Source organism: Pseudomonas beijingensis (assembly GCF_030687295.1).
GTDB lineage: Bacteria > Pseudomonadota > Gammaproteobacteria > Pseudomonadales > Pseudomonadaceae > Aquipseudomonas > Aquipseudomonas beijingensis.
Genome location: NZ_CP117425.1, coordinates 5,410,158 through 5,430,089, shown reverse-complemented (window position 1 = coordinate 5,430,089; position 19,932 = coordinate 5,410,158). Strand labels below are relative to the sequence as shown.

Sequence of the window (19,932 nt, the reverse complement as noted above, 5' to 3'; positions counted from 1 at the left end):
TTACTCGCCCGATGCGCTCGGTACGCCGGCACGTTTGCGCTTGGCACCGCTGCTGCGGCGGCGCTTGCGCGGGCCACTGGCGCCGTCATCCTTGCCGCTGAGTTCACGAATCATGTCGCGGCGCTCGCTGTCGTTGGCGTCCTGGTAATCGGTCCACCATTCGCCCAGGCCATCGGTCTGCTCGCCTGCGCTTTCACGCAGCAGCAGGAAGTCGTAGCCTGCGCGGAAACGCGGGTTGTCCAGCAGCAGGTCGGCACGTTTGCCGCTGCGCCGTGGCAGGCGCTCCTGCATGTCCCAGATCTCGCGGATCGGCATCGTGAAGCGTTTTGGAATAGCGATGCGCTGGCACTGTTCGGCGATCAACTCGTGGGCGGCTTCCTGCATCGCCGGGATCGGTGGCATGCCACGGTCTTGCAGGCGCAGCACCCGGGCCGGCAGGGCAGGCCAGAGCAAGGCGGCGAACAGGAACGCCGGCGTCACTGGCTTGTTCTGCTTGATGCGCAGGTCGGTGTTGATCAGTGCTTCGCTGATCAAGGTGTGGGTATAGGTCGGATTGTGCTCCAGGGCCTCGGCGCTGGCGGGGAACAGCGGATCGAACAGCTGCAGGTCCACCAGCATTTCGAAGGTATCGGCCGCGTTGCCTGACAGGAACAGCTTGAGCACTTCCTCGAACAGGCGCGCCGAAGGAATTTCCCGCAGCATCGGTGCCAGTTCGCGAATCGGCAGGGCGCTGTGTTTTTCGATGCCGAAATCCAGCTTGGCGGCGAAACGCACGGCCCGCAGCATCCGCACCGGGTCTTCCTGGTAGCGCTGCTTCGGATCACCGATCAGACGGATCAGGCGATTGCGAATGTCGTGTACGCCGTTGGCGTAATCGAGGATGCGCTCGCTGACCGGATCGTAATACAGGGCGTTGATGGTGAAGTCGCGGCGCTGCGCGTCTTCTTCCAGTGTGCCGTAGACGTTATCGCGCAGGATGCGCCCGCTCTCATTGCGGGAAGACTGGTTGCTGTCTTCCTCTTCATCGTTTTGCGGGTGGTTGGCGCGAAAGGTCGCCACTTCGATGATTTCGCGGCCGAAGTGGATATGGACCAGCTTGAAGCGCCGGCCAATGATCCGTGCATTGCGAAACTCGGCCCGTATCTGTTCCGGCGTGGCGCTGGTGGCGACGTCGAAATCCTTGGGCGTGATGTTGAGCAGCATGTCGCGCACGCAACCGCCGACCAGGTAAGCCTGGTAGCCGGCGTTCTGCAAACGTTCGACGATGTTCACCGCATAACGGCTGAACTGGGCCTTTTGCAGCGAATGCTGGCCGCTGTTGAGCACTTCAGGCGTGCTGCGAATGTGTTGCGTACGACGCAAGGGAGAACGGAATGACTGGAACAGCTTCTTCAGCATGGGATGCACTGTTTGAAGGAATATTCGGCCAAAAACGAAGAATGACCGCATGATGGGCGGGGATTCTAGCATTTAGTCGAGGGATGGTGTAGGACGGAGCAGTTTTGAGCTGCAAGCTTCAAGCGACAAGCTTTGTAGGCTTCAGGGAAGGGGAATGACAGAAACCACAAGGGGAGCCGAAGCTCCCCCAGAATTAGTTGCGTGCTCTGTTTTTATTATTGGTTTCGGGCTTCTTGTTTTTGTTGAGTGCCCGCGCCACGAGGTTTTCCCTTCGTGACCCTCCCAATCGGGAGCCAAGAGCAAACGGATTGCTTTGGTCGCTGTGTTGCAGTGATCAATCGATCCAACCAGTTCAGGCACCTGTCTTGAGACAGTTTTTATTGTTCTCGGCCTGGTTGTGGGGCAAGCCCCAAATACAACGCCTCTCCAAAAGAATCAGTTAGCTGCGCCTCTCGCCGTCTTGTTTTTATTGTGCGTGAGTCGATTCGTCTTATTTTTATTGTCTTTTGCATTGCTTGTTATTGTTCTTGTACCAAAGCTATAGCAGGGTGCGTGCCAACTTTTGCGAAACCCAGAGAAACCGGGGGTTCTATGGTTATAGCCATTTTTCCGAGGCGAAAAAAAGCCGGGGTTTCGTTACCGTAAACCCCGGCTTCTGTTACGTGAAAAAGACTGGGGTAACAGTTTTTTCACATTCATCAGTGTTCGAACCTTCCCTCTGTGGGAGCGAGCTTGCTCGCGATGGCGGCGTATCAGTTTGCACAAAGGGTGACTGACACACTGCCATCGCGAGCAAGCTCGCTCCCACAAATCAGCTTTCGCTGGTCGCCCCGGTCTTGCGCCGTGGGATCCCCAGGCGCTGGCGCCGTTCCCACAGGCACTTGCGGCTGACGCCCAGCTTGCGGGCCAGTTCGGTCTCGGTCATGTGGTCCTGATGTTCCAGGACGAAATGCTGGAAGTAGTCTTCCAGGGACAGGTCTTCGGTGGGTTCGTGGCTGGTGTTGTTGGCAGCGCCGCCCTGTTGTGGGGCCAGGCCGATGAATTCTTCATCGTCCAGATCACTCAGTTCAATGTCGATGCCCAGCAGGTCGGCAGAGATTTCCGGGCTCTCGCACAGGATCACTGCCCGCTCGACCGCGTTTTCCAGCTCCCGAACGTTACCCGGCCAGGCGTAATGACGAATGGCTTGTTCGGCATCCGGGGCGAACTTGAGGTCGGTACGGTTGACTCGCGCGCTCTGGCGGGCCAAAAACGCCTGGGCGATTTCATTGACGTCCGCGCCACGCTCGCGCAAGGCCGGAAGCTTCAAGGCGATCACGTGCAAGCGGTAGTACAAGTCTTCGCGGAACTGGCCGATTTTCGCCAGGCTCTTGAGATCACGGTGGGTGGCCGCGATCAGGCGGACATCGACCTTCTGCGACTGCACCGAGCCGACCCGGCGGATTTCGCCTTCCTGGAGCACCCGCAGCAACCGCGCCTGGGCTTCCAGTGGCAGCTCGCCGATTTCATCGAGGAACAACGTGCCGCCGTCCGCCGCTTCCACCAGCCCGGCACGCCCGGCGCTGGCGCCGGTGAACGCACCTTTCTCGTGACCGAACAGTTCGGACTCGATCAGGCTTTCCGGAATCGCCGCGCAGTTCACCGAGATCATCGGTGCCTTGGCCCGGCGCGACAGGTTGTGCAGGGCGCGGGCCACCAGCTCCTTGCCGGTGCCGGACTCGCCCTGGACCAGGACATTGGAGTCGGTCGGCGCCACTTTGCGAATCTTGCTGTACAGGTCCTGCATGGGCGGGCAGGAACCGATGATGCCAATTTCGCCGTTAGTGTTGCTGGCACCGGCTTTTGCAGAAGCGCTGGCCTTGCCAACGGGTTCCGCCGGGTTGCTGGTCGCCGCCTGTCGGTCGCGCAGGATGCGGGCTACGGCCTGGAGCATCTCGTCGTGGTCGAACGGTTTGGCGATGTAGTCCACCGCACCCATTTTCATGGAGTCGACCGCCGAGCGCAGGCTGGCGTAGCTGGTCATGATCAGCACTGGCGTGCCCTGGCCGAGCTTGATCAACTCGGTACCCGGTGCGCCCGGCAGGCGCAGGTCACTGACGATCAGGTCAAACGTGGGGATGCTGAAACGTTCTTGTGCTTCCTGCACTGAACCGGCTTCGCTGACCTGGTACTGGTTGCGTTCCAGCAGGCGGCGCAAGGCGGAGCGGATAATTGTTTCGTCTTCGACGATCAAAATGTGCGGCATTGATTCGATTCTCTCGACGGTCTCAGTTCACAGCGGACGTCGCTTCGACATGACGCGGCAAGGTCACCCGGATACGGGTGCCGCGTTGGCTCTGAACATCGGCCGGGCTGTCGATGGTGATTTGTCCATAATGCTCTTCAACGATGGAATAGACCAGTGCGAGGCCCAGACCGGTGCCTTCGCCAGGATCCTTGGTGGTGAAGAAGGGTTCGAACAATCGGTCCATGATGTTCTGTGGGATACCACTGCCTTCGTCTTCGACGATCAGGTCGATCGTGTGTTCGAAAGCCTCGCTCTTGACCCGCACCGCGCTGCCGGCCGGTGAGGCGTCCCGCGCGTTGGAGAGCAGGTTGATCAATACCTGGGCGAGCCGCTGGGGGTCGCCATCGACCCAATGGTCCGGGTCGCACAGGTTGAAGAATTGCACCTCGAAATTGCGCCGGTTGAGGGCCAGCAGACCAATGGCATCCTGGGCCACTTCGGCCAGGCAGACGGGCTCGTCATTGTGCTGGTGACCGCCGGCATGGGCGAAGCTCATCAGCGACTGGACGATGCGCGAAACGCGTTTGGTCTGTTCGAGGATCTGACCGCTGATTTCCGTCAGCTCACCGTCGTCCTCGCGCTCTTCGCGCAGGTTCTGCGCCAGGCAGGCGATGCCGGTGATCGGGTTGCCGATTTCATGGGCCACCCCGGCGGCCAACCGGCCAATGCTTGCCAGTCGTTCGGAGTGGACCAGCTTGTCTTCGAGCATCTGGGTGTCGGTCAGGTCTTCCACCAGCAGTACCAAGCCGCTGTTACCGGGTGCCAACGGCTCGTCGATCGCCGCCTTGTGCAGGTTCAGCCACCGGGTCTGGCCGTCGAGGGCCAGGTGCTGTTTGTGCAGGTGCTCGTCCGGCAGGTCGATGAAGCCTTGCAGCAAGCCTTTCCATGGCTCGCCCAAGGTGCTCAGGCGTGAACCGACCACGCGCTGGGCGGCGATCCCGGTCAGTTCTTCCATGGCCTTGTTCCACATCAGGATTTCCTGGTCCTTGGCCAGGGAACACACACCCATCGGCAGTTCCTGCAAGGTCTGGCGGTGGTAACGGCGCAAGGCGTCCAGTTCGGCAGCCAGGCCGGTGAGGCGCGAGTGGTAATCCTCGAGGCGGCTTTCGATGAAGTGGATGTCTTCGGTGACATAGTTCTCGCCACCGGCCTTGTAGGGCAGGAACGTCTCGACCATGTCCTGGGCCACGCTGGGGCCCATCAGGCCGGACAGGTTGGCCTCGATCCGGTCTCGCAGGCGCCGCAAGGCATACGGGCGGCGTTCATCGAAGGGCAGGTAAAGATCGCGCAGGGCCTGTTCGACTTCCTTTTGCGCAGCCTTGGCGCCGAGGGGCTTGGCCAGTTGCGTGGCGAACTCCTGGGGCGAGGCGGCGTGCAGCTCGCGGCGCTGCGGGCGACGAACGTTGTCCACCGCACAGGCTTCGGCGGCGCTGGCTTCTTCGCTGCTGGCGTTGGTGAACAGCGAGATCAGGGTGAACATCAGCACGTTCGCCGCCAGGGAGGCGATGGCCGCCATGTGCCAACTGGTGTCGTCGAGCACGTAGATCATGTTCAGCAGCGGAATATAGAAACCCTGCAAGTTACCCATCAGCGGCAGCAGCATCGCCACCAGCCACACCAGGATTCCCGCCAGCAGGCCGGCGATGAAGCCGCGGCGGTTGGCGGTCGGCCAATACAGCACCGACAGCACGCCGGGCAGGAACTGCAAGGTGGCGACGAAGGCGACGATGCCCAGGTTGGCCAGGTCCTGCCCGTCGCCCAGCATCAGGTAGAAACCGTAGCCGGCCATGATGATCGCGACGATCAGCGCCCGTCGAGTCCATTTCAGCCAGCGATAGATGTTGCCTTCGGCCGGTGGCTGGTAGAGCGGCAGCACCAGGTGGTTGAGGGCCATGCCCGACAAGGCCAGCGTGGTGACGATAATCAAGCCGCTGGCCGCCGAGAGGCCGCCAACGTAGGCCAGCAACGCCAGGGCCTTGCTGTTGGCGGCGATGCCGATGCCCAGGGTGAAGTATTCCGGGTTGGTGCTGGCGCCCAGCTTCAAGCCGGCCCACAAGATCAACGGCACCGCCAGGCTCATCAGCAGCAGGAACAACGGCAGGCCCCAACTGGCGCTCACCAGCGAGCGCGGGTTGAGGTTTTCGGTAAAGGTCATGTGATACATGTGCGGCATCACGATGGCCGAGGCGAAGAACACCAGCAACAGCGTGCGCCACGGGCCTTCCTGCAAGGGCGTGTGCAGGGCGGCGAGGGCGGTCTGGTTCTGCAGCAGCCACACTTCCAGCTGTTGCGGGCCGTCGAACACGCCGTACAGGGCATAGAGACCGACGCCGCCGATGGCGATCAGCTTGATCACCGACTCGAAGGCGATCGCGAACACCAGGCCTTCGTGTTTCTCCCGTGTGGCGATGTGCCGGGAACCGAAGAAAATCGTGAACAGGATGATCAGTACGCAGAAACTCAACGCCACCCGGTGCTGCACCGGTTCGCGGGTCAGGATGCTGATGGAGTCGGCCACGGCCTGCATTTGCAGGGCCAGCAACGGTAACACCCCGACCAGCATGAAGATCGTGGTCAGGGCGCCGGCCCAGGTGCTGCGAAAGCGAAACGCGAACAGGTCGGCCAGGGAGGAAAGTTGGTAGGTGCGGGTGATTTTCAGGATCGGGTAGAGCAACACTGGCGCCAGCAGGAACGCGCCCGATACACCGAGGTAACTGGAGAGGAAACCATAACCGTACTGATAGGCCAGCCCGACCGTGCCATAGAACGCCCACGCGCTGGCGTAGACACCCAGTGAGAGGGTGTAGGTCAGCGGGTGACGGATGATCGCCCGGGGGATCATGCCCCGTTCGCTGATCCAGGCCACGCCGAACAGCACCGCCAGGTAGGCGGCGCTGATCAGGATCATCTGGGTCAGGCTAAAGCTCATCGGCATCTTTTTGGCTCTGCAGGATGAAGGTCACGACAATCAGGATCAGCCAGAGCAGATACGGCCGATACCAGGCACCCGTGGCATCGATCCACCAATCCATGATGGCCGGGGAGAACAAGTAAATCCCCACTACCAGGAGCAGGACCAAGCGATAGATATACATCCCGGCCTCTCTAATTTATGCGCGTGCCCGAAAACGTGCGGCGATGGTAACGGATGGGCGCCAAGCTGCAAGGGCCGTCAACGTATTTGCGCTTCGGGCAGGCTCAGTGTGCGCGGGATCTTGCCCGCGTCCCAGTGGCGAATGCCCCAGGCCAGCAGTTCCCGTGGGCTGGCGTCGAGCAGTTCGAGGCCCGGTTGCTGGCCTAGTGCGCGCAACGCCCGCAGCAACAGCGGCGTGGCCTGGTCGGCCGCCAGCGGCGGTGAACGGTAGGATTTGCCGAGCTTGTGCCCGTCGGGCTGGGTGATCAATGGCACGTGCAGGTAACGCGGTTGTGGCAAGCCGAGCAGTTCTTGCAAATAGAGCTGGCGCGGCGTGGAGTCCAGCAGGTCGGCGCCGCGCACGATATCGGTCACCCCTTGCCAGGCGTCGTCCAGGACCACGGCCAATTGATAGGCGTAGAGCCCGTCGCGGCGGCGGATCACGAAATCACCGACCTCACGGCCCAGGTGCTGGCGGAACTCGCCCTGGACCCGGTCGGTGAAGTGGTACTCAAGCTCAGGGACACGCAGGCGGATGGCGGCGTCCTCGGTGCCGTGCCCGGCATTGCGGCACAGGCCCGGGTAAATGCCTTGATACGCCTCCAGTTGCTTGCGCGAACAGGTGCAGGCATAGGCCAGGCCCTGGCTGAATAGCCGGTTGATGACCTGGTCGTAGGCATCATGGCGCTCGCTTTGGCGAACCATCTCGCCGTCCCATTCGAACCCCGTAGCTTTCCAGCGCCTTGAGAATCGCCGCTTGCGCACCCGGTTCTTCCCGAGGCGGGTCGAGGTCTTCCATGCGCAGCAACCAACGCCCGTCCACGGCCCGGGCATCGAGGTACGACGCCAGTGCGGCGACCAGTGAGCCGAAGTGCAAGTGGCCGCTGGGGGTGGGGGCGAAGCGTCCGATGTAGGGGGCGGTGGCAGTCATAGGGCGAATGTTACTGAGTCTGAGCGGTAGGGATATAACGCTTGCTGACGAAACCTATCCCTGTGGGAGCGAGCTTGCTCGCGATAGCGGTGGGTCAGCTTGCACCCGTATTGAATATGCCGCCGTCATCGCGAGCAAGCTCGCTCCCACAAGGGTATTGGGTGTACCGAAGGTGCCAGAAACAAAAAACGGAGCGTATGAACGCTCCGTTTCGGTGACAGTCTCGGCGATTACTTGCCGACCCTGTTTTTCCTTGATTTCCGCCAGGGTCTTGCAGTCGACACACATGTCGGCGGTCGGACGGGCTTCCAGACGCTTGACGCCGATCTCGACGCCACAGGACTCGCACCAACCGTATTCTTCGTCTTCGATCAGTTGCAGCGTCTTGTCGATTTTCTTGATGAGCTTGCGCTCACGGTCACGGGCGCGCAGCTCGAGGCTGAACTCTTCTTCCTGACTGGCACGGTCGGCCGGGTCGGGGAAGTTGGCCGCTTCGTCTTTCATGTGATCCACGGTGCGGTCGACTTCCTGCATCAAGTCCTGTTTCCACTTGTTCAGGATCTTGGTGAAGTGCGCGCGCATGGGGGCGCCCATGTACTCTTCGCCAGCTTGCGGGACGTAAGGCTCAAACCCGCTGAGCGACTGATTTTGATTTTGCTTTGCTTGGGTGGGCATGAATGGACCGCCTCTACTCTTGTAATCCACTACGCAGGATTGCTCCATCACCGACACCTGCCGGCCCTGCGGCTGCAAGCGGGCGAACTTACCAGATCAAATCGGGCCGCGCTACTCCCGGTTGTCGAGCCTGCGGCGGCCGGGGCCTGTAAAACGTGATCGGGTTCGCTTCGGTGGGGATGTCAACCTGCTCAATGCTTGATTCTAGTCAAGCCTGGGCCAATCGCAGGAGTCATTTCCTGCAATCCGAGGGCTCAGACCGCTTTGGGTTCGCGCGCGTTCCCGCAGTTGTTCCTGAGTTGGGTAGAATCGGTTCTTTTCCCCTGAAGGAAGGCCAATGGCTCAGCCCTACAGTGCGCGCAGCCGCGCCATCGAACCTTTCCATGTGATGGCGCTGCTGGCCCGCGCCAACGAACTGCAAGCCGCCGGGCATGACGTCATCCACTTGGAGATAGGCGAGCCGGATTTCACCACCGCCGAGCCGATCATCCAGGCCGGCCAGGCGGCGCTGGCGGCGGGCAAGACCCGTTACACTGCGGCCCGTGGCATCCCCGAGCTGCGCGAGGCCATCTCAGGTTTCTACAGGCAGCGCTACGGGGTCGACATCGATCCTCGACGTATCATGATCACGCCGGGCGGCTCTGGCGCGTTGCTACTGGCCAGCGCCTTGCTGGTGGACCCGGGCAAGCATTGGCTGTTGGCCGACCCCGGCTATCCGTGCAACCGTCATTTCTTGCGTTTGGTCGAAGGCGCGGCGCAATTGGTGCCCGTGGGGCCGGATGTGCGCTACCAATTGACGCCAGACCTGGTGAATCGCCATTGGGACCAGGACAGCGTCGGTGCGTTGGTGGCCTCGCCGGCCAATCCGACCGGGACGATTCTCACCCGGGACGAGCTGGCAGGGTTGTCCAAGGCCATCAAGGGCCACAACGGCCATCTGGTGGTGGACGAGATCTATCATGGCCTGACCTACGGCACCGACGCCGCCAGCGTGCTGGAAGTCGACGACGACGCCTTTGTCCTCAATAGTTTTTCCAAGTATTTCGGCATGACCGGCTGGCGGCTTGGCTGGCTGGTGGCCCCGTCGGCAGCCATCGGCGAGCTGGAAAAGCTTGCGCAGAACCTCTACATCAGTGCGCCGAGCATGGCCCAGTATGCTGCCCTGGCCTGTTTCGAGCCCGCCACGATCGAAATCTTCGAGCAGCGGCGGGCCGAGTTCGCGCTGCGCCGCGACTTTCTGCTGCCGGCCTTGCGGGAGCTGGGCTTCGGTATCGCGGTGGAACCGCAGGGGGCGTTTTACCTCTATGCCGATATCAGCGCGTTCGGCGGCGATGCCTTTGCGTTCTGCCAGCACTTCCTGGAAACCGAACACGTGGCCTTCACGCCGGGTCTGGATTTCGGCCGCCATCAGGCCAGCCACCATGTGCGGTTCGCCTACACACAGAGCTTGCCGCGGTTACAGGAAGCGGTGGCGCGAATCGAACGTGGACTGCGGAGCTGGCAAGGCTGATGCATTTTTCTCCTGCACTGGAAGAGGGGCGTCTGATTCGACGTTACAAGCGTTTTCTCGCTGATATCGAGACCGTTCACGGCGAACTCCTCACTATTCACTGCCCCAACACCGGCTCTATGCTCAATTGCATGGCTGAAGGCGCGCGCGTCTGGTTCAGTCGCTCCAGCGACCCCAAGCGCAAGTTGCCCGGCACGTGGGAAATCGGCGAAACCCCTCAAGGGCGGCTGGCCTGCATCAATACCGCACGGGCCAACGCCTTGGTCGAAGAAGCCTTGCGCGCCGGGGTCATCAGCGAACTGAACGGGTTTACGGGGCTCAAGCGTGAAGTGGCTTATGGCGTGGAAAACAGTCGTATCGATTTTCGCCTGGACTACGCTCAGGGCTCGGCCTGGGTCGAAGTCAAAAGTGTCACGCTGGGTTTCGATGGTACTAATGTGGCCGCGTTTCCCGATGCAGTGACCCTGCGCGGGGCCAAACATTTGAGGGAGCTTGCCTGCCTGGCTCGGGAAGGCGTGCGGGCAGTGCAGCTGTATTGCGTGAACCTGAGCGGCATCGAGGCGGTACGCCCGGCACACGAGATCGACCCGGCGTACGCCGCTGCCTTGCGTGATGCGGTAGCGGCGGGTGTGGAGGTGCTGGCCTACGGGGTTACGTTGACGCCCGAGCAGATGTGGGTGGACCGTGCGTTGCCGGTATTGCTTGAACCGCTACAGCTCGACCCAGATGCCTTGCTCGTCCTCCCGGCTGTCTAGCGCAGCCAGGAACTGACCGGCGCAGGGGCCGGCCACGCATTCACCGCTTTCGATCAGGAACAATGCGCCGTGAGTGGCGCACTGGATCAGGCTGGCGCTGGGGTCGAGAAACTGGTCGGGTTGCCATTCCAGTGGCACGCCACGGTGCGGGCAGCGGTTGAGATAGGCATACACCTGGCCGGCGCGTCGCACGGCCAGCACCTTGCGCCCATCGAGGTCGAAACCGCGACTGCCGTTGTCGGGCACTTCGGCGGCGCTACAAAGAAACTTCATGTGTGTCTCTATATGTCTGTCGGTGTAAATCCCTGTGGGAGCGAGCTTGCTCGCGATGACGGCGGCACATTCAACATCTCAGTGACTGACAGGCCGCTATCGCGAGCAAGCTCGCTCCCACATCGCTCTATGTGGCAAAAGATCGATGCTTGACGGTCAAATGAAAACAATTATCAAATGGCGCCTCCTTCGCAGGTGGCCGAGGATACTTGTCCCGGCCCAATCCTGCGAAAAACTTCTTTGAGGAAGCTGCCCGATGCGCCTGAACATCCGCGTTGTTGCGCTCTGTGTCGCACTGTTAGTCAACCAGGGGGCCGGCGCGGCTGAATTGCCGCAACGTTGGGTCAGCGCCGGCGGCGCCTTGTCGGAATGGGTCAGTGCGCTGGGGGGCGAGTCGAAGCTGGTGGGCGTCGACACTACTAGCCAGCATCCTGAAGCCTTGCGGGCCCTGCCCAGCATTGGCTATCAGCGACTACTGTCCGCAGAGGGCGTATTGAGCCTGCGTCCGCAGATCCTGGTGGGCACCGAGGAAATGGGGCCGCCACCCGTGCTGGCGCAAATCCGCAGCGCCGGTGTGCAGGTCGAATTGTTCTCGGCCACGCCAGACCTGCCGACCCTGCAGGGCAATTTGCAGCACCTGGGGCAATTGCTGGGGGCCGAGGCCGAGGCGACACGGCTGTTCGACCGTTATCAGGAACAGCTCGCCCAGCAACATGCCCGGGTGACCGAGGCCCAGCGCAAACAAAAGGCGCCTGGCGTATTGCTGTTGGTGGGCAGTTCCGGCGGCAAGCCACTGGTCGCAGGCCTGGGCACGGCCGCCGATTGGTTGTTGCAGCAGGCCGGCGGTCACAACTTGGCGACCCACAGCGGCTACAAGTCTTTTTCCGTGGAGACCTTGGCCAGCCTGAATCCTGAAGTGCTGGTCTTTGCCGACCGTGCCTTGAGTGGCGAAGAAGCGCGTGCGGCGCTGTTCAGGGAAAACCCGATTCTTTCCTCGACCCGGGCCGCCAGGGATGGGCGCGTCATGGAGCTCGACCCGACGCTGTTGGTGGGCGGGTTGGGCCCGCGGTTGCCGCAAAGCCTGGTGAAACTGACGGCAGGCTTCTATCCGGCTGCGTCGGCCACGGCGCCATGACCTCGTTGGTCAAGCCACGCACCTTGTTCATCGGCCTGGGCCTGCTGTGTCTGCTGGCGACCTGGCTGTCCCTGGCCCTGGGGCCGGTGAGCTTGCCGCTGCTGGACACCTTGCGCGCCGCCTTGCGCCTGTTGGGCTTGCCGGTGACCGCCGATGGCCTGGAGCAAGCCGAACTGATCCTCGGTCAGATCCGTTTGCCGCGCACCCTGCTGGGCTTGGCGGTTGGCGGGGTGTTGGCGTTGTCCGGCGTCGCGATGCAGGGGCTGTTTCGTAATCCCTTGGCCGACCCGGGGCTGGTGGGCGTGTCCAGCGGCGCGGCACTGGGGGCCGCGTTCGCCATCGTTGCTGGCTCGGCACTGGGCGGGTTGCCCGAAGCCTTTGGCCCTTACGTGTTGTCGTTGTGTGCGTTCCTTGGCGGGCTCGGCGTGACGGCGCTGGTCTATCGTCTCGGTCGCCGCAATGGCCAGACCCATGTCGCGACCATGCTCCTGGCCGGCATTGCCCTGACCGCGCTGTCCGGCTCCGCCGTCGGCCTCTTCACCTACTTGGCGGATGACGCGACCCTGCGCACCCTGACGTTCTGGAACCTGGGCAGTCTCAACGGCGCCAGCTACGCGAGGTTGTGGCCGCTGTTGCTGGTCAGCGCCGGCGTGGCGCTCTGGCTGCCACGCCGGGCTCGGCAACTCAATGCGCTGTTGCTGGGCGAGTCCGAGGCTGCCCACCTGGGCGTCAACGTCGAAGCCCTCAAGCGAGAGTTGGTGTTCTGTACGGCCCTGGGGGTTGGCGCGGCGGTGGCGGCGGCGGGCATGATCGGTTTCGTCGGGCTGGTGGTGCCGCATCTGGTGCGTCTGGTGGCCGGCCCCGACCATCGTGTGTTATTGCCCGCTTCAGTGCTGGCGGGGGCAAGCCTGTTGTTGCTCGCCGACTTGGTGGCACGCTTGGCGCTGGCCCCGGCGGAATTGCCGATCGGCATCGTCACGGCCTTCATCGGCGCGCCGTTCTTCCTCTATCTATTGGTACGAGGGCGTGCCTGATGTTGCGCGCACAGAACCTGCACATTCAGCGTGGCCGCAAAACCGTGCTGGCGGACATCGATCTGCTGCTCAATCCCGGCGAAGTACTCGGTGTGCTCGGGCCCAACGGCGCGGGCAAAAGTACCTTGTTGGCGGGCCTGTGTGGCGAATTGCGCCCGAGCCAGGGGCAGGTCTGGCTCGATGAGCGGCCACTGGCCCAATGGCACGGTGCCGAGCGCGCCCGTCGTCTGGCGGTCTTGCCGCAGTCCTCGACCCTGGATTTTGCCTTCCGTGTCGAAGAAGTCGTCGGCATGGGACGCCTGCCGCACCAGAGTGGCCGGCTGCGCGACGAGCAAATCGTCACCGCGGCGCTGCAAGCGGCAGACGCCGCGCATCTGCACGGTCGCAGCTACCTGGCGTTGTCCGGCGGCGAACGCCAACGGGTGCATCTGGCGCGGGTGTTGGCGCAGTTGTGGCCGGGTGAGGCGGGGCAGACCCTGCTGCTGGACGAGCCGACCTCGATGCTCGATCCGCTGCATCAGCACACCATCCTCCAGGCGGTGCGTGAATTCGCCAATCGCGGGGCTGCCGTGCTGGTGATCCTGCATGACCTGAACCTGGCGGCGCGTTACTGTGATCGCCTGTTGCTGCTCGCGTCCGGTCGGCCGGTGGCCCTGGACACGCCCCGGCATGTGCTGCGCCCGGAACCGCTCAAGGCGGTGTTTGGCCTGGACGTGCTGGTGCAAGACCATCCGGAGCGCGGGCATCCATTGATCATTGCCCGCTGAGGGCGCCCTGGAGGATACGGACGTGCGCCTGCTCCTGATTCTGGCCTTGAGTGTACTGACAGCGTGCCAGAGCCTTACGCCGCCTCCGCTCGGCGGACGGATTCGTGATCTGCACAACGGCCAGGCCGTGACGCCCCAGACATTGGTCGAACGCCTGGCAAAGGCGCCGCGGGTGGTGGTGGGGGAGCAGCACGACAATCCTGATCACCACGCGCTGCAGCTCTGGCTACTCCAGGCCTTGGCCGGGCAGCGGGCCCAGGGCAGCCTGTTGTTGGAAATGCTCACCCCCTCCCAGCAGCCACGCGTTGATTCGGTCCGCCAGCTACCTGCCTTGCCCAAGGATCTGCCCGGCGCGCTGGCCTGGTCCCCCGGCTGGGATTGGAGTCTGTATGGGCCTGTCGTCGAGTTTGCCCTGGCGCAACGCTATCCGTTGCTGGCCGCCAACCTGGACGCCGCCGAGATCCAGCGTTTCTATCGGCAAGCGCCCGGCTTGATGGGCACTCGCGCCAATGCCGCCACGGTGAAGGAACAGCTGTTGGGACAGATCCGAGAGTCCCACTGTGGTTTGCTGCCGGAGTCGCAAATGCCGCCGATGCTGGCCGTGCAGCAACAGCGTGACCGGCGCATGGCCGAACGCCTGCTGCAAGCGCCGACCCCGGCATTGTTGTTCGTCGGTGCCTGGCATGGGCGAAAAGATCTTGGCGTACCGCTGCATGCTCTGGATCTCGGCGCCAGCGAGGCACCGACCGTCCTGATGTTGGCCGAGGAGGGCCGTGACGTGACCTCCACCATGGCGGACTACGTGTGGTACACCCCGGCCATGCCACCCCAGGATTATTGTGCGCAAATGCGCGAACAGATTGGACAGTGACGTTTTTGCGGGCAAAAAAAGACCCGGCAAGAGCCGGGTCAAATAACCGTGATTAGCCTGATGAGGAGATATCTGAGAGTCCGAACCAAGGGCTGTTCAAATATCGACCAGTCTCGCGACCGGATGTGGTAATCATAGCGATTCTCATTACCATGTCAAACATTGTTTTTGCGATTTGTCGAAATAACCTCGCGGCCAGGGTTCGCTCTGGAAACGAAAAGGGCATCAGGCTTTGTGACGCGTCGAAAGGGCGTCCAGCTGTTTGTTCAGGGCTTCCTTGCGTTCGGCGGGGATGTCATTCCAATGCACATCCATCAATGCGCCCTCGATGGCGTACAGCAACACCTTGGACGCCCGGAAGCCGCGTGTGCGCACGGCGCGATAGGCGTCCACCGCCCCGAGCCGGCGTAGATCGGAAGCGCTGTGGATACCCACGGCGTGCAGCCACTGGGCCGATGTCTTGCCCAGATTCTTCAGGTGTTGCAGTTCATCATTCATCGAGCCTCCTTGCGACGGCCGACTGGTGCGGTGGGCAAGCTTCTGAGCAGTGTAGCGGTCAGTAGGAAAAGCGTGATTCTTTGGTGGGATTCGACGCAAAAGCTTCTAATGCATTACGCACGATGAAGTGGGAAGGGGCTGCATTCTCCAGCGCAAGCGGGGGCACTGGAGATCCGTTCGGTCGTGTCAGGTCTGCGCGTTGGCCGGCCCGGTTCAGACAGTGTCAGCGGGTACGGTAGCGCAGCCGGGTGCCGAAATTCATCGACATCAGGATCTCGTCGGCAGACAACTCAGGCGGGAAGTAGGCGCCGGATATTTGCGCATGGGCCAGGCTCGCGCCTTCCAATGACGATTTGCGGAAATCGATGCCGCGTAAATCGGCAGCGCGGAAATACGCATCGGTGAAATCGACGTCGTCCGCGTTCAGCTCCCGCAGATCGAGGCCACGAAAATCGCCGCCGCGCATGTCGACCGTACCTTGGGGGCGCTCCTTGTTGAAGCCGGAAATGTCATCTTTGCGCAGCAGGGCATAGAGCGGGCTGTTGAGAATCTTGGGGTGGCTCATTTCATATCACCTGTTGGTTTTATGACGCCAGTATAGTGCCACTATTTGACGGCCGTGAAGCCGGGCGTCGCTTCACGGCCGAAATAGTGATCTACAGGCCTGGCAGGCGCTGACGGATTTGCGCGACCACGATGTCGAGCGTGCCGCTTTCGTTGGTTTTGACCTGTTTGCTGCAGAGAATTTCCGTCGGGGTCAGGGCTTCGCGGCTGGACTGTTGTGCGGCGATGACCGCCAGATTCGCATCGGAGGGGTCTTGCTGGTCGGCCTGACGCTGCGCCAGGCGGCTTTCGATGACCGCTTGCGGCGCGTCGCAGTCGAGGATCAGGAACGGAGCGCCGGTGGCCTCGGCGACTTTTGCCGCAGCGTCGCGCTGATCGTGCTTGAGGTAGGTGGCATCGATCACTACCGGGAATCCGGCGCGCAGGATCGCCGCGGCGACTTCATGCAGGCGGGTGTAGGTGGCGCTGCTGGCGTCGCTGCTATAGATGCCGGCTTGTGGGTCGTTGGGGACCTGTTGCTGGCCGAACAGGCGCTTGCGCTCCACGTCCGAGCGCAGGCGAATGGCACCCAGTGCCTCGACCAGGCGCATCGCGACATGGCTTTTGCCAACGGCCGAAACACCGTGGGTGATGGCCAGGAAAGGCGAAGGGATGGTGCTGTAGCTTTCGGCCAGGTTGGCGTAGTTGCGGTATTGGCGCAGGGTGGTGGCGCGCTGCACCGGATCGGCTTCGGCCGGCATGCTGAACAGCGCGACTTTGGCCCGGACGAGGGCGCGATAGGCTTTATAGAAGTTCAGCAGTTCCAGGCCCTGGTAATCGCCGGTCAGTTCCAGGTACTGGCTGACGAAACGCCGCGCCAGGGACTTGAGACCACGGTCCTCCAAGTCCATCGCCAGGAAGCCGGTGTCGGCGTAGACGTCGGTGAAACGGAACGGTTCGTTGAATTCGATGCAGTCGAAAATCACCACTTTGCCGTCGATCACGGTGGCGTTGCCCAGGTGGATATCGCCGTGGCATTCGCGGATGAAACCTTCGGTCTTGCGCTGGGTGAACAGTGGCTTGAGGCGTTCGAAACTGCTTTCGGCCCAGGCTTGCAGTGCTTCGAGTTGCAACAGGTCGGCCTTGTCGTTGAGGAACGGACGGATCTGTTCGAAGTTTTGCAGCACCGGCGCCATCACGCTTTGCGGAGTGCCGGCGGCGTTGTCGGCCGGCACCTTGGGCGTGGAGAGGTGGAACTGGGCGATCTGCGCGGCCATCTCGTCGATGTGCGCGGTGGTCAGTTCGCCGTTGGCTTGCAGTGTGCTGAGCAATTGGCTCTGGGGGAACTGACGCATCTTCAGGGCGTATTCGATGGCCGGACCGTCTCCACCCAGTTGTGGCGCTTCGACGCTGCCGGTAATCGGCAGCACGTCCAGATACAGGTCTTGGGTCAGGCGCTGGTTCAGGCGCAACTCTTCGCCACAGAAATGCTGGCGAGCCTGGAGGTTGGTGAAATCGAGGAAGCCGAAGTTGACTGGCTTTTTGAATTTGTAGGCGTATGGACCGGTGAGCAATACCCAGGAAATATGGGTTTCGATGACCTGGAACGCTTCGACGGGATGCGGGTAGAGGGCCGGGTTTTGCAGGGCGGCGATCAGGGATTGGCTCACGGGCGGTCCTTCATAGACTGGAAAAATTCAAGGCCGTCATTATGGCCGCAAGCCGCGCTAACGCAAACCGCGTGGCGGGCTCATGTTGAACCGAAGCAAAGTGCGTATAATCCGCCGCCATGACTCGTACCCGATCCCCCCGTACCCCCAAGAAACCACCCGCCAGCCGCTTGCGGCCCTGGCTGGGCTGGGCCCTTAAACTCAGCCTGGTGGGCCTCGTCGTGCTCGCCGGTTTTGCGGTCTATCTCGATGCCGTGGTCCAGGAGAAGTTCTCCGGCAAGCGCTGGACCATCCCGGCCAAGGTCTATGCCCGGCCGTTGGAGCTGTTCGTCGGACAAAAGCTGAGCAAGGACGACTTCCTGACCGAACTCGATGCCTTGGGCTATCGCCGTGAAAGCGTGGCCAATGGTCCGGGTGCGGCCTCGGTCAATGGCAATACCATCGACCTCAACACCCGTGGCTTCCAGTTCTATGAAGGCATGGAACAGGCACAACCGGTGCGGGTGCGTTTTTCCGGCGACTACGTGGCTGCGCTGACCGGCGCGAACAACGCGAGTCTGTCGGTGGTGCGCCTTGAGCCACTGCTCATTGGTGGCCTGTACCCCAAGAACCTCGAAGATCGGATCCTGATCAAGATCGACCAGGTGCCGCCGTTCCTGCTCGACACGCTGATCGCCGTCGAAGACCGCGACTTCTACCATCACTTCGGCGTCTCGCCCAAGTCGATTGCCCGGGCCATCTGGGTCAACACCTCCTCGGGCCATATGCGCCAGGGCGGCAGTACCCTGACCCAACAGTTGGTCAAGAACTTCTACCTGACCAACGAGCGCAGCCTGACTCGCAAGCTCACCGAAGCCATGATGGCGCTGTTGCTGGAGCTGCACTACGACAAGCAGGAGATTCTGGAGGCGTACCTCAACGAGGTGTTCGTCGGCCAGGACGGTCAACGGGCGGTGCACGGTTTCGGCCTTGCCAGCCAGTTCTTCTTCAGCCAGCCGCTGTCCGAGCTCAAGCTGCATCAGGTGGCGTTGCTGGTGGGCATGGTCAAGGGGCCGTCTTCCTACAACCCGCGGCGTAATCCGGAACGTGCCCTCGAGCGGCGCAACCTGGTGCTCGATCTGCTGCAACAACAAGGTGTGGCGACAGCCGAGCAAGTCGAAGCGGCGAAAAAGATGCCGTTGGGCGTGACCAAGCGTGGCAGCCTGGCAGACAGTTCGTTCCCGGGCTTCATGGACCTGGTCAAGCGTCAACTGCGGGAAGACTACCGCGACGAAGACTTGACCGAAGAAGGCCTGCGCATCTTCACCAGTTTCGACCCGATCCTGCAGATGAAGGCCGAGGCCTCGGTCGAGGACACCTTCAAGCGGCTGGGCGGACGCAAGGGCGCCGACGAAGTCGAAGCGGCCATGGTCGTGACCAACCCGGAAACTGGCGAAGTCCAGGCCATGATCGGCAGCCGCCAGGCCAGCTTCGCCGGCTTCAACCGGGCCCTGGATGCGGTGCGTCCGATTGGCTCGCTGATCAAGCCTGCGGTGTACCTCACCGCGCTGGAGAAACCGAGCCAGTACACGCTGACCAGTTGGTTGTCGGACGAGACGTTCTCGGTCAAGGGCGCTGATGGTCAGGTCTGGAAACCGCAAAACTATGATCGTCGTTCCCACGGCACGGTGTTCCTCTACCAGGGGCTGGCGCATTCCTACAACCTGTCGACGGCTCGCCTCGGGCTGGAAGTCGGTGTGCCGAATGTACTCAAGACCCTGGCGCGCCTGGGGGTAAGTCGCGAATTCCCGGCCTTCCCGTCGATGCTGCTGGGCGCCGGTGGCCTTACACCGATCGAAGTGGCGGCCATGTACCAGACCCTGGCCAACGGCGGTTTCAATACGCCGATGCGCGGGATCCGCAGCGTGCTGACCGCCGATGGTGAGCCGCTCAAGCGTTATCCGTTCCAGATCCAGCAGCGTTTCGACCCGGCCTCCATTTATCTGATCCAGAGCGCGATGCAGCGAGTCATGCGTGAAGGCACCGGCAGTTCGGTTTATAACGTGTTGCCTCGGACCCTGACCCTGGCGGGCAAGACCGGTACCAGTAACGACTCGCGCGACAGCTGGTTCGCCGGTTTCAGCCAGGACCTGCTGGCAGTGGTCTGGCTCGGACGTGATGACAACGGCAAGACCCCGTTCACCGGCGCCACTGGTGCGCTGCAGGTCTGGACCAGTTTCATGCGCAAGGCCGACCCGCTGCCGCTGGACATGCCGCAACCGGACAACATCGTCCAGGCCTGGGTTGATTCGCGTACCGGCCAAGGCTCCGACGCCAATTGCCCGGGCGCCGTACAGATGCCGTATATTCGCGGCAGCGAACCACCACCCGGTGCAGCCTGTGGCGGCACGAATCCTGCCGAATCGGTGATGGATTGGGTCAAGGACTGGATGAATTAAGCAAAGAGGGTTTC

Annotated in this window: 15 protein-coding genes and 2 pseudogenes; 7 read left to right on the top strand and 10 right to left on the bottom strand. The window is 62.2% G+C overall.

From position 1 onward, the window contains the following. The 6 genes and pseudogenes from PSH84_RS24065 to dksA form a co-directional block, all read right to left on the bottom strand. Positions 1-1,398 carry a polynucleotide adenylyltransferase PcnB gene (locus PSH84_RS24065; RefSeq protein WP_305468523.1) on the bottom strand — a complete coding sequence of 466 codons (1,398 nt, stop codon included), beginning with the start codon at positions 1,396-1,398 and terminating at the stop codon, positions 1-3. A gap of 811 nt (positions 1,399-2,209) precedes the next feature. After that, the gene (locus PSH84_RS24060; RefSeq protein WP_122564906.1) at positions 2,210-3,643 is read right to left on the bottom strand and encodes a sigma-54-dependent transcriptional regulator; all 1,434 of its coding nucleotides are present in this window, start codon (positions 3,641-3,643) and stop codon (positions 2,210-2,212) included. A gap of 22 nt (positions 3,644-3,665) precedes the next feature. Beyond that, a complete protein-coding gene (locus tag PSH84_RS24055) occupies positions 3,666-6,620 on the bottom strand; it encodes a sensor histidine kinase (protein WP_170866875.1) in 2,955 nt (984 codons plus the stop codon). Continuing rightward, positions 6,604-6,780, bottom strand: a complete 177-nt coding sequence (locus PSH84_RS24050; protein WP_003176118.1) for a hypothetical protein — start codon at positions 6,778-6,780, stop codon at positions 6,604-6,606. The genes PSH84_RS24055 and PSH84_RS24050 overlap by 17 nt, the downstream gene beginning before the upstream one ends. Positions 6,781-6,857: 77 nt before the next feature. Beyond that, positions 6,858-7,749, bottom strand: a pseudogene (gene gluQRS / locus PSH84_RS24045) (tRNA glutamyl-Q(34) synthetase GluQRS). 243 nt (positions 7,750-7,992) lie between these two features. Continuing rightward, positions 7,993-8,424 (bottom strand): annotated as a pseudogene (gene dksA / locus PSH84_RS24040) (RNA polymerase-binding protein DksA); the annotation flags it as partial. 337 nt (positions 8,425-8,761) lie between these two features. On the opposite strand from dksA, the gene PSH84_RS24035 reads away from it, so the two are divergent. Both PSH84_RS24035 and sfsA read left to right on the top strand, forming a co-directional pair. Further along, positions 8,762-9,934, top strand: coding sequence for a pyridoxal phosphate-dependent aminotransferase (locus PSH84_RS24035; RefSeq protein ID WP_305468519.1), 1,173 nt, complete (start codon positions 8,762-8,764; stop codon positions 9,932-9,934). After that, positions 9,934-10,689 carry a DNA/RNA nuclease SfsA gene (gene sfsA, locus PSH84_RS24030; protein WP_305468518.1) on the top strand — a complete coding sequence of 252 codons (756 nt, stop codon included), beginning with the start codon at positions 9,934-9,936 and terminating at the stop codon, positions 10,687-10,689. The genes PSH84_RS24035 and sfsA overlap by 1 nt, the downstream gene beginning before the upstream one ends. Here the strand turns inward: sfsA and PSH84_RS24025 are convergent. Beyond that, positions 10,645-10,962: a Rieske (2Fe-2S) protein gene (locus PSH84_RS24025; RefSeq protein ID WP_122564901.1), complete on the bottom strand. Its 318-nt coding sequence runs from the start codon at positions 10,960-10,962 to the stop codon at positions 10,645-10,647. The two genes, sfsA and PSH84_RS24025, sit on opposite strands and share 45 nt — an antisense overlap. Before the next feature lie 256 nt (positions 10,963-11,218). On the opposite strand from PSH84_RS24025, the gene PSH84_RS24020 reads away from it, so the two are divergent. Genes PSH84_RS24020 through PSH84_RS24005 form a run of 4 tightly spaced genes read left to right on the top strand, consistent with a single transcriptional unit; the run spans position 11,219 to position 14,769 of the window. After that, positions 11,219-12,097, top strand: a complete 879-nt coding sequence (locus tag PSH84_RS24020; RefSeq protein WP_305468517.1) for a heme/hemin ABC transporter substrate-binding protein — start codon at positions 11,219-11,221, stop codon at positions 12,095-12,097. Positions 12,098-12,147: 50 nt separating this feature from the next. After that, a complete protein-coding gene (locus PSH84_RS24015) occupies positions 12,148-13,131 on the top strand; it encodes a FecCD family ABC transporter permease (RefSeq protein WP_163006678.1) in 984 nt (327 codons plus the stop codon). After that, positions 13,131-13,898, top strand: a complete 768-nt coding sequence (locus tag PSH84_RS24010; protein ID WP_122564898.1) for a heme ABC transporter ATP-binding protein — start codon at positions 13,131-13,133, stop codon at positions 13,896-13,898. The genes PSH84_RS24015 and PSH84_RS24010 overlap by 1 nt, the downstream gene beginning before the upstream one ends. 22 nt (positions 13,899-13,920) lie before the next feature. Next, a complete protein-coding gene (locus PSH84_RS24005) occupies positions 13,921-14,769 on the top strand; it encodes a ChaN family lipoprotein (RefSeq protein ID WP_305468516.1) in 849 nt (282 codons plus the stop codon). A gap of 225 nt (positions 14,770-14,994) precedes the next feature. Here the strand turns inward: PSH84_RS24005 and PSH84_RS24000 are convergent, their stop codons facing one another. From PSH84_RS24000 to PSH84_RS23990, 3 genes are all read right to left on the bottom strand, one after another. Then, positions 14,995-15,267 carry a TfoX/Sxy family protein gene (locus PSH84_RS24000; protein ID WP_053125275.1) on the bottom strand — a complete coding sequence of 91 codons (273 nt, stop codon included), beginning with the start codon at positions 15,265-15,267 and terminating at the stop codon, positions 14,995-14,997. 223 nt (positions 15,268-15,490) lie between these two features. After that, positions 15,491-15,832, bottom strand: a complete 342-nt coding sequence (locus tag PSH84_RS23995) for a pentapeptide repeat-containing protein (RefSeq protein ID WP_122564896.1) — start codon at positions 15,830-15,832, stop codon at positions 15,491-15,493. Between the two features lie 91 nt (positions 15,833-15,923). Further along, complete coding sequence (locus PSH84_RS23990) at positions 15,924-17,480, bottom strand: bifunctional aminoglycoside phosphotransferase/ATP-binding protein (RefSeq protein WP_122564895.1); 1,557 nt, start codon at positions 17,478-17,480, stop codon at positions 15,924-15,926. A gap of 119 nt (positions 17,481-17,599) precedes the next feature. Here PSH84_RS23990 and mrcB point away from each other — a divergent pair, with 119 nt between their 5' ends. Further along, on the top strand, positions 17,600-19,918 hold the full coding sequence (gene mrcB, locus PSH84_RS23985) for a penicillin-binding protein 1B (protein ID WP_060740602.1): 2,319 nt from the start codon (positions 17,600-17,602) through the stop codon (positions 19,916-19,918). Positions 19,919-19,932 lie beyond the last annotated feature (14 nt).

Excerpts from the sequence above, each read along its gene's own strand:
- PSH84_RS24050 (WP_003176118.1), bottom strand. The coding sequence starts at position 6,780 with ATGTATATCTATCGCTTGGTCCTGCTCCTGGTAGTGGGGATTTACTTG.
- PSH84_RS24000 (WP_053125275.1), bottom strand. The coding sequence starts at position 15,267 with ATGAATGATGAACTGCAACACCTGAAGAATCTGGGCAAGACATCGGCC.
- PSH84_RS24020 (WP_305468517.1), top strand. The coding sequence starts at position 11,219 with ATGCGCCTGAACATCCGCGTTGTTGCGCTCTGTGTCGCACTGTTAGTC.
- PSH84_RS24055 (WP_170866875.1), bottom strand. The coding sequence starts at position 6,620 with ATGCCGATGAGCTTTAGCCTGACCCAGATGATCCTGATCAGCGCCGCC.
- PSH84_RS24025 (WP_122564901.1), bottom strand. The coding sequence starts at position 10,962 with ATGAAGTTTCTTTGTAGCGCCGCCGAAGTGCCCGACAACGGCAGTCGC.
- PSH84_RS23995 (WP_122564896.1), bottom strand. The coding sequence starts at position 15,832 with ATGAGCCACCCCAAGATTCTCAACAGCCCGCTCTATGCCCTGCTGCGC.
- PSH84_RS24035 (WP_305468519.1), top strand. The coding sequence starts at position 8,762 with ATGGCTCAGCCCTACAGTGCGCGCAGCCGCGCCATCGAACCTTTCCAT.
- mrcB (WP_060740602.1), top strand. The coding sequence starts at position 17,600 with ATGACTCGTACCCGATCCCCCCGTACCCCCAAGAAACCACCCGCCAGC.
- sfsA (WP_305468518.1), top strand. The coding sequence starts at position 9,934 with ATGCATTTTTCTCCTGCACTGGAAGAGGGGCGTCTGATTCGACGTTAC.
- PSH84_RS24010 (WP_122564898.1), top strand. The coding sequence starts at position 13,131 with ATGTTGCGCGCACAGAACCTGCACATTCAGCGTGGCCGCAAAACCGTG.
- PSH84_RS24065 (WP_305468523.1), bottom strand. The coding sequence starts at position 1,398 with ATGCTGAAGAAGCTGTTCCAGTCATTCCGTTCTCCCTTGCGTCGTACG.
- PSH84_RS24060 (WP_122564906.1), bottom strand. The coding sequence starts at position 3,643 with ATGCCGCACATTTTGATCGTCGAAGACGAAACAATTATCCGCTCCGCC.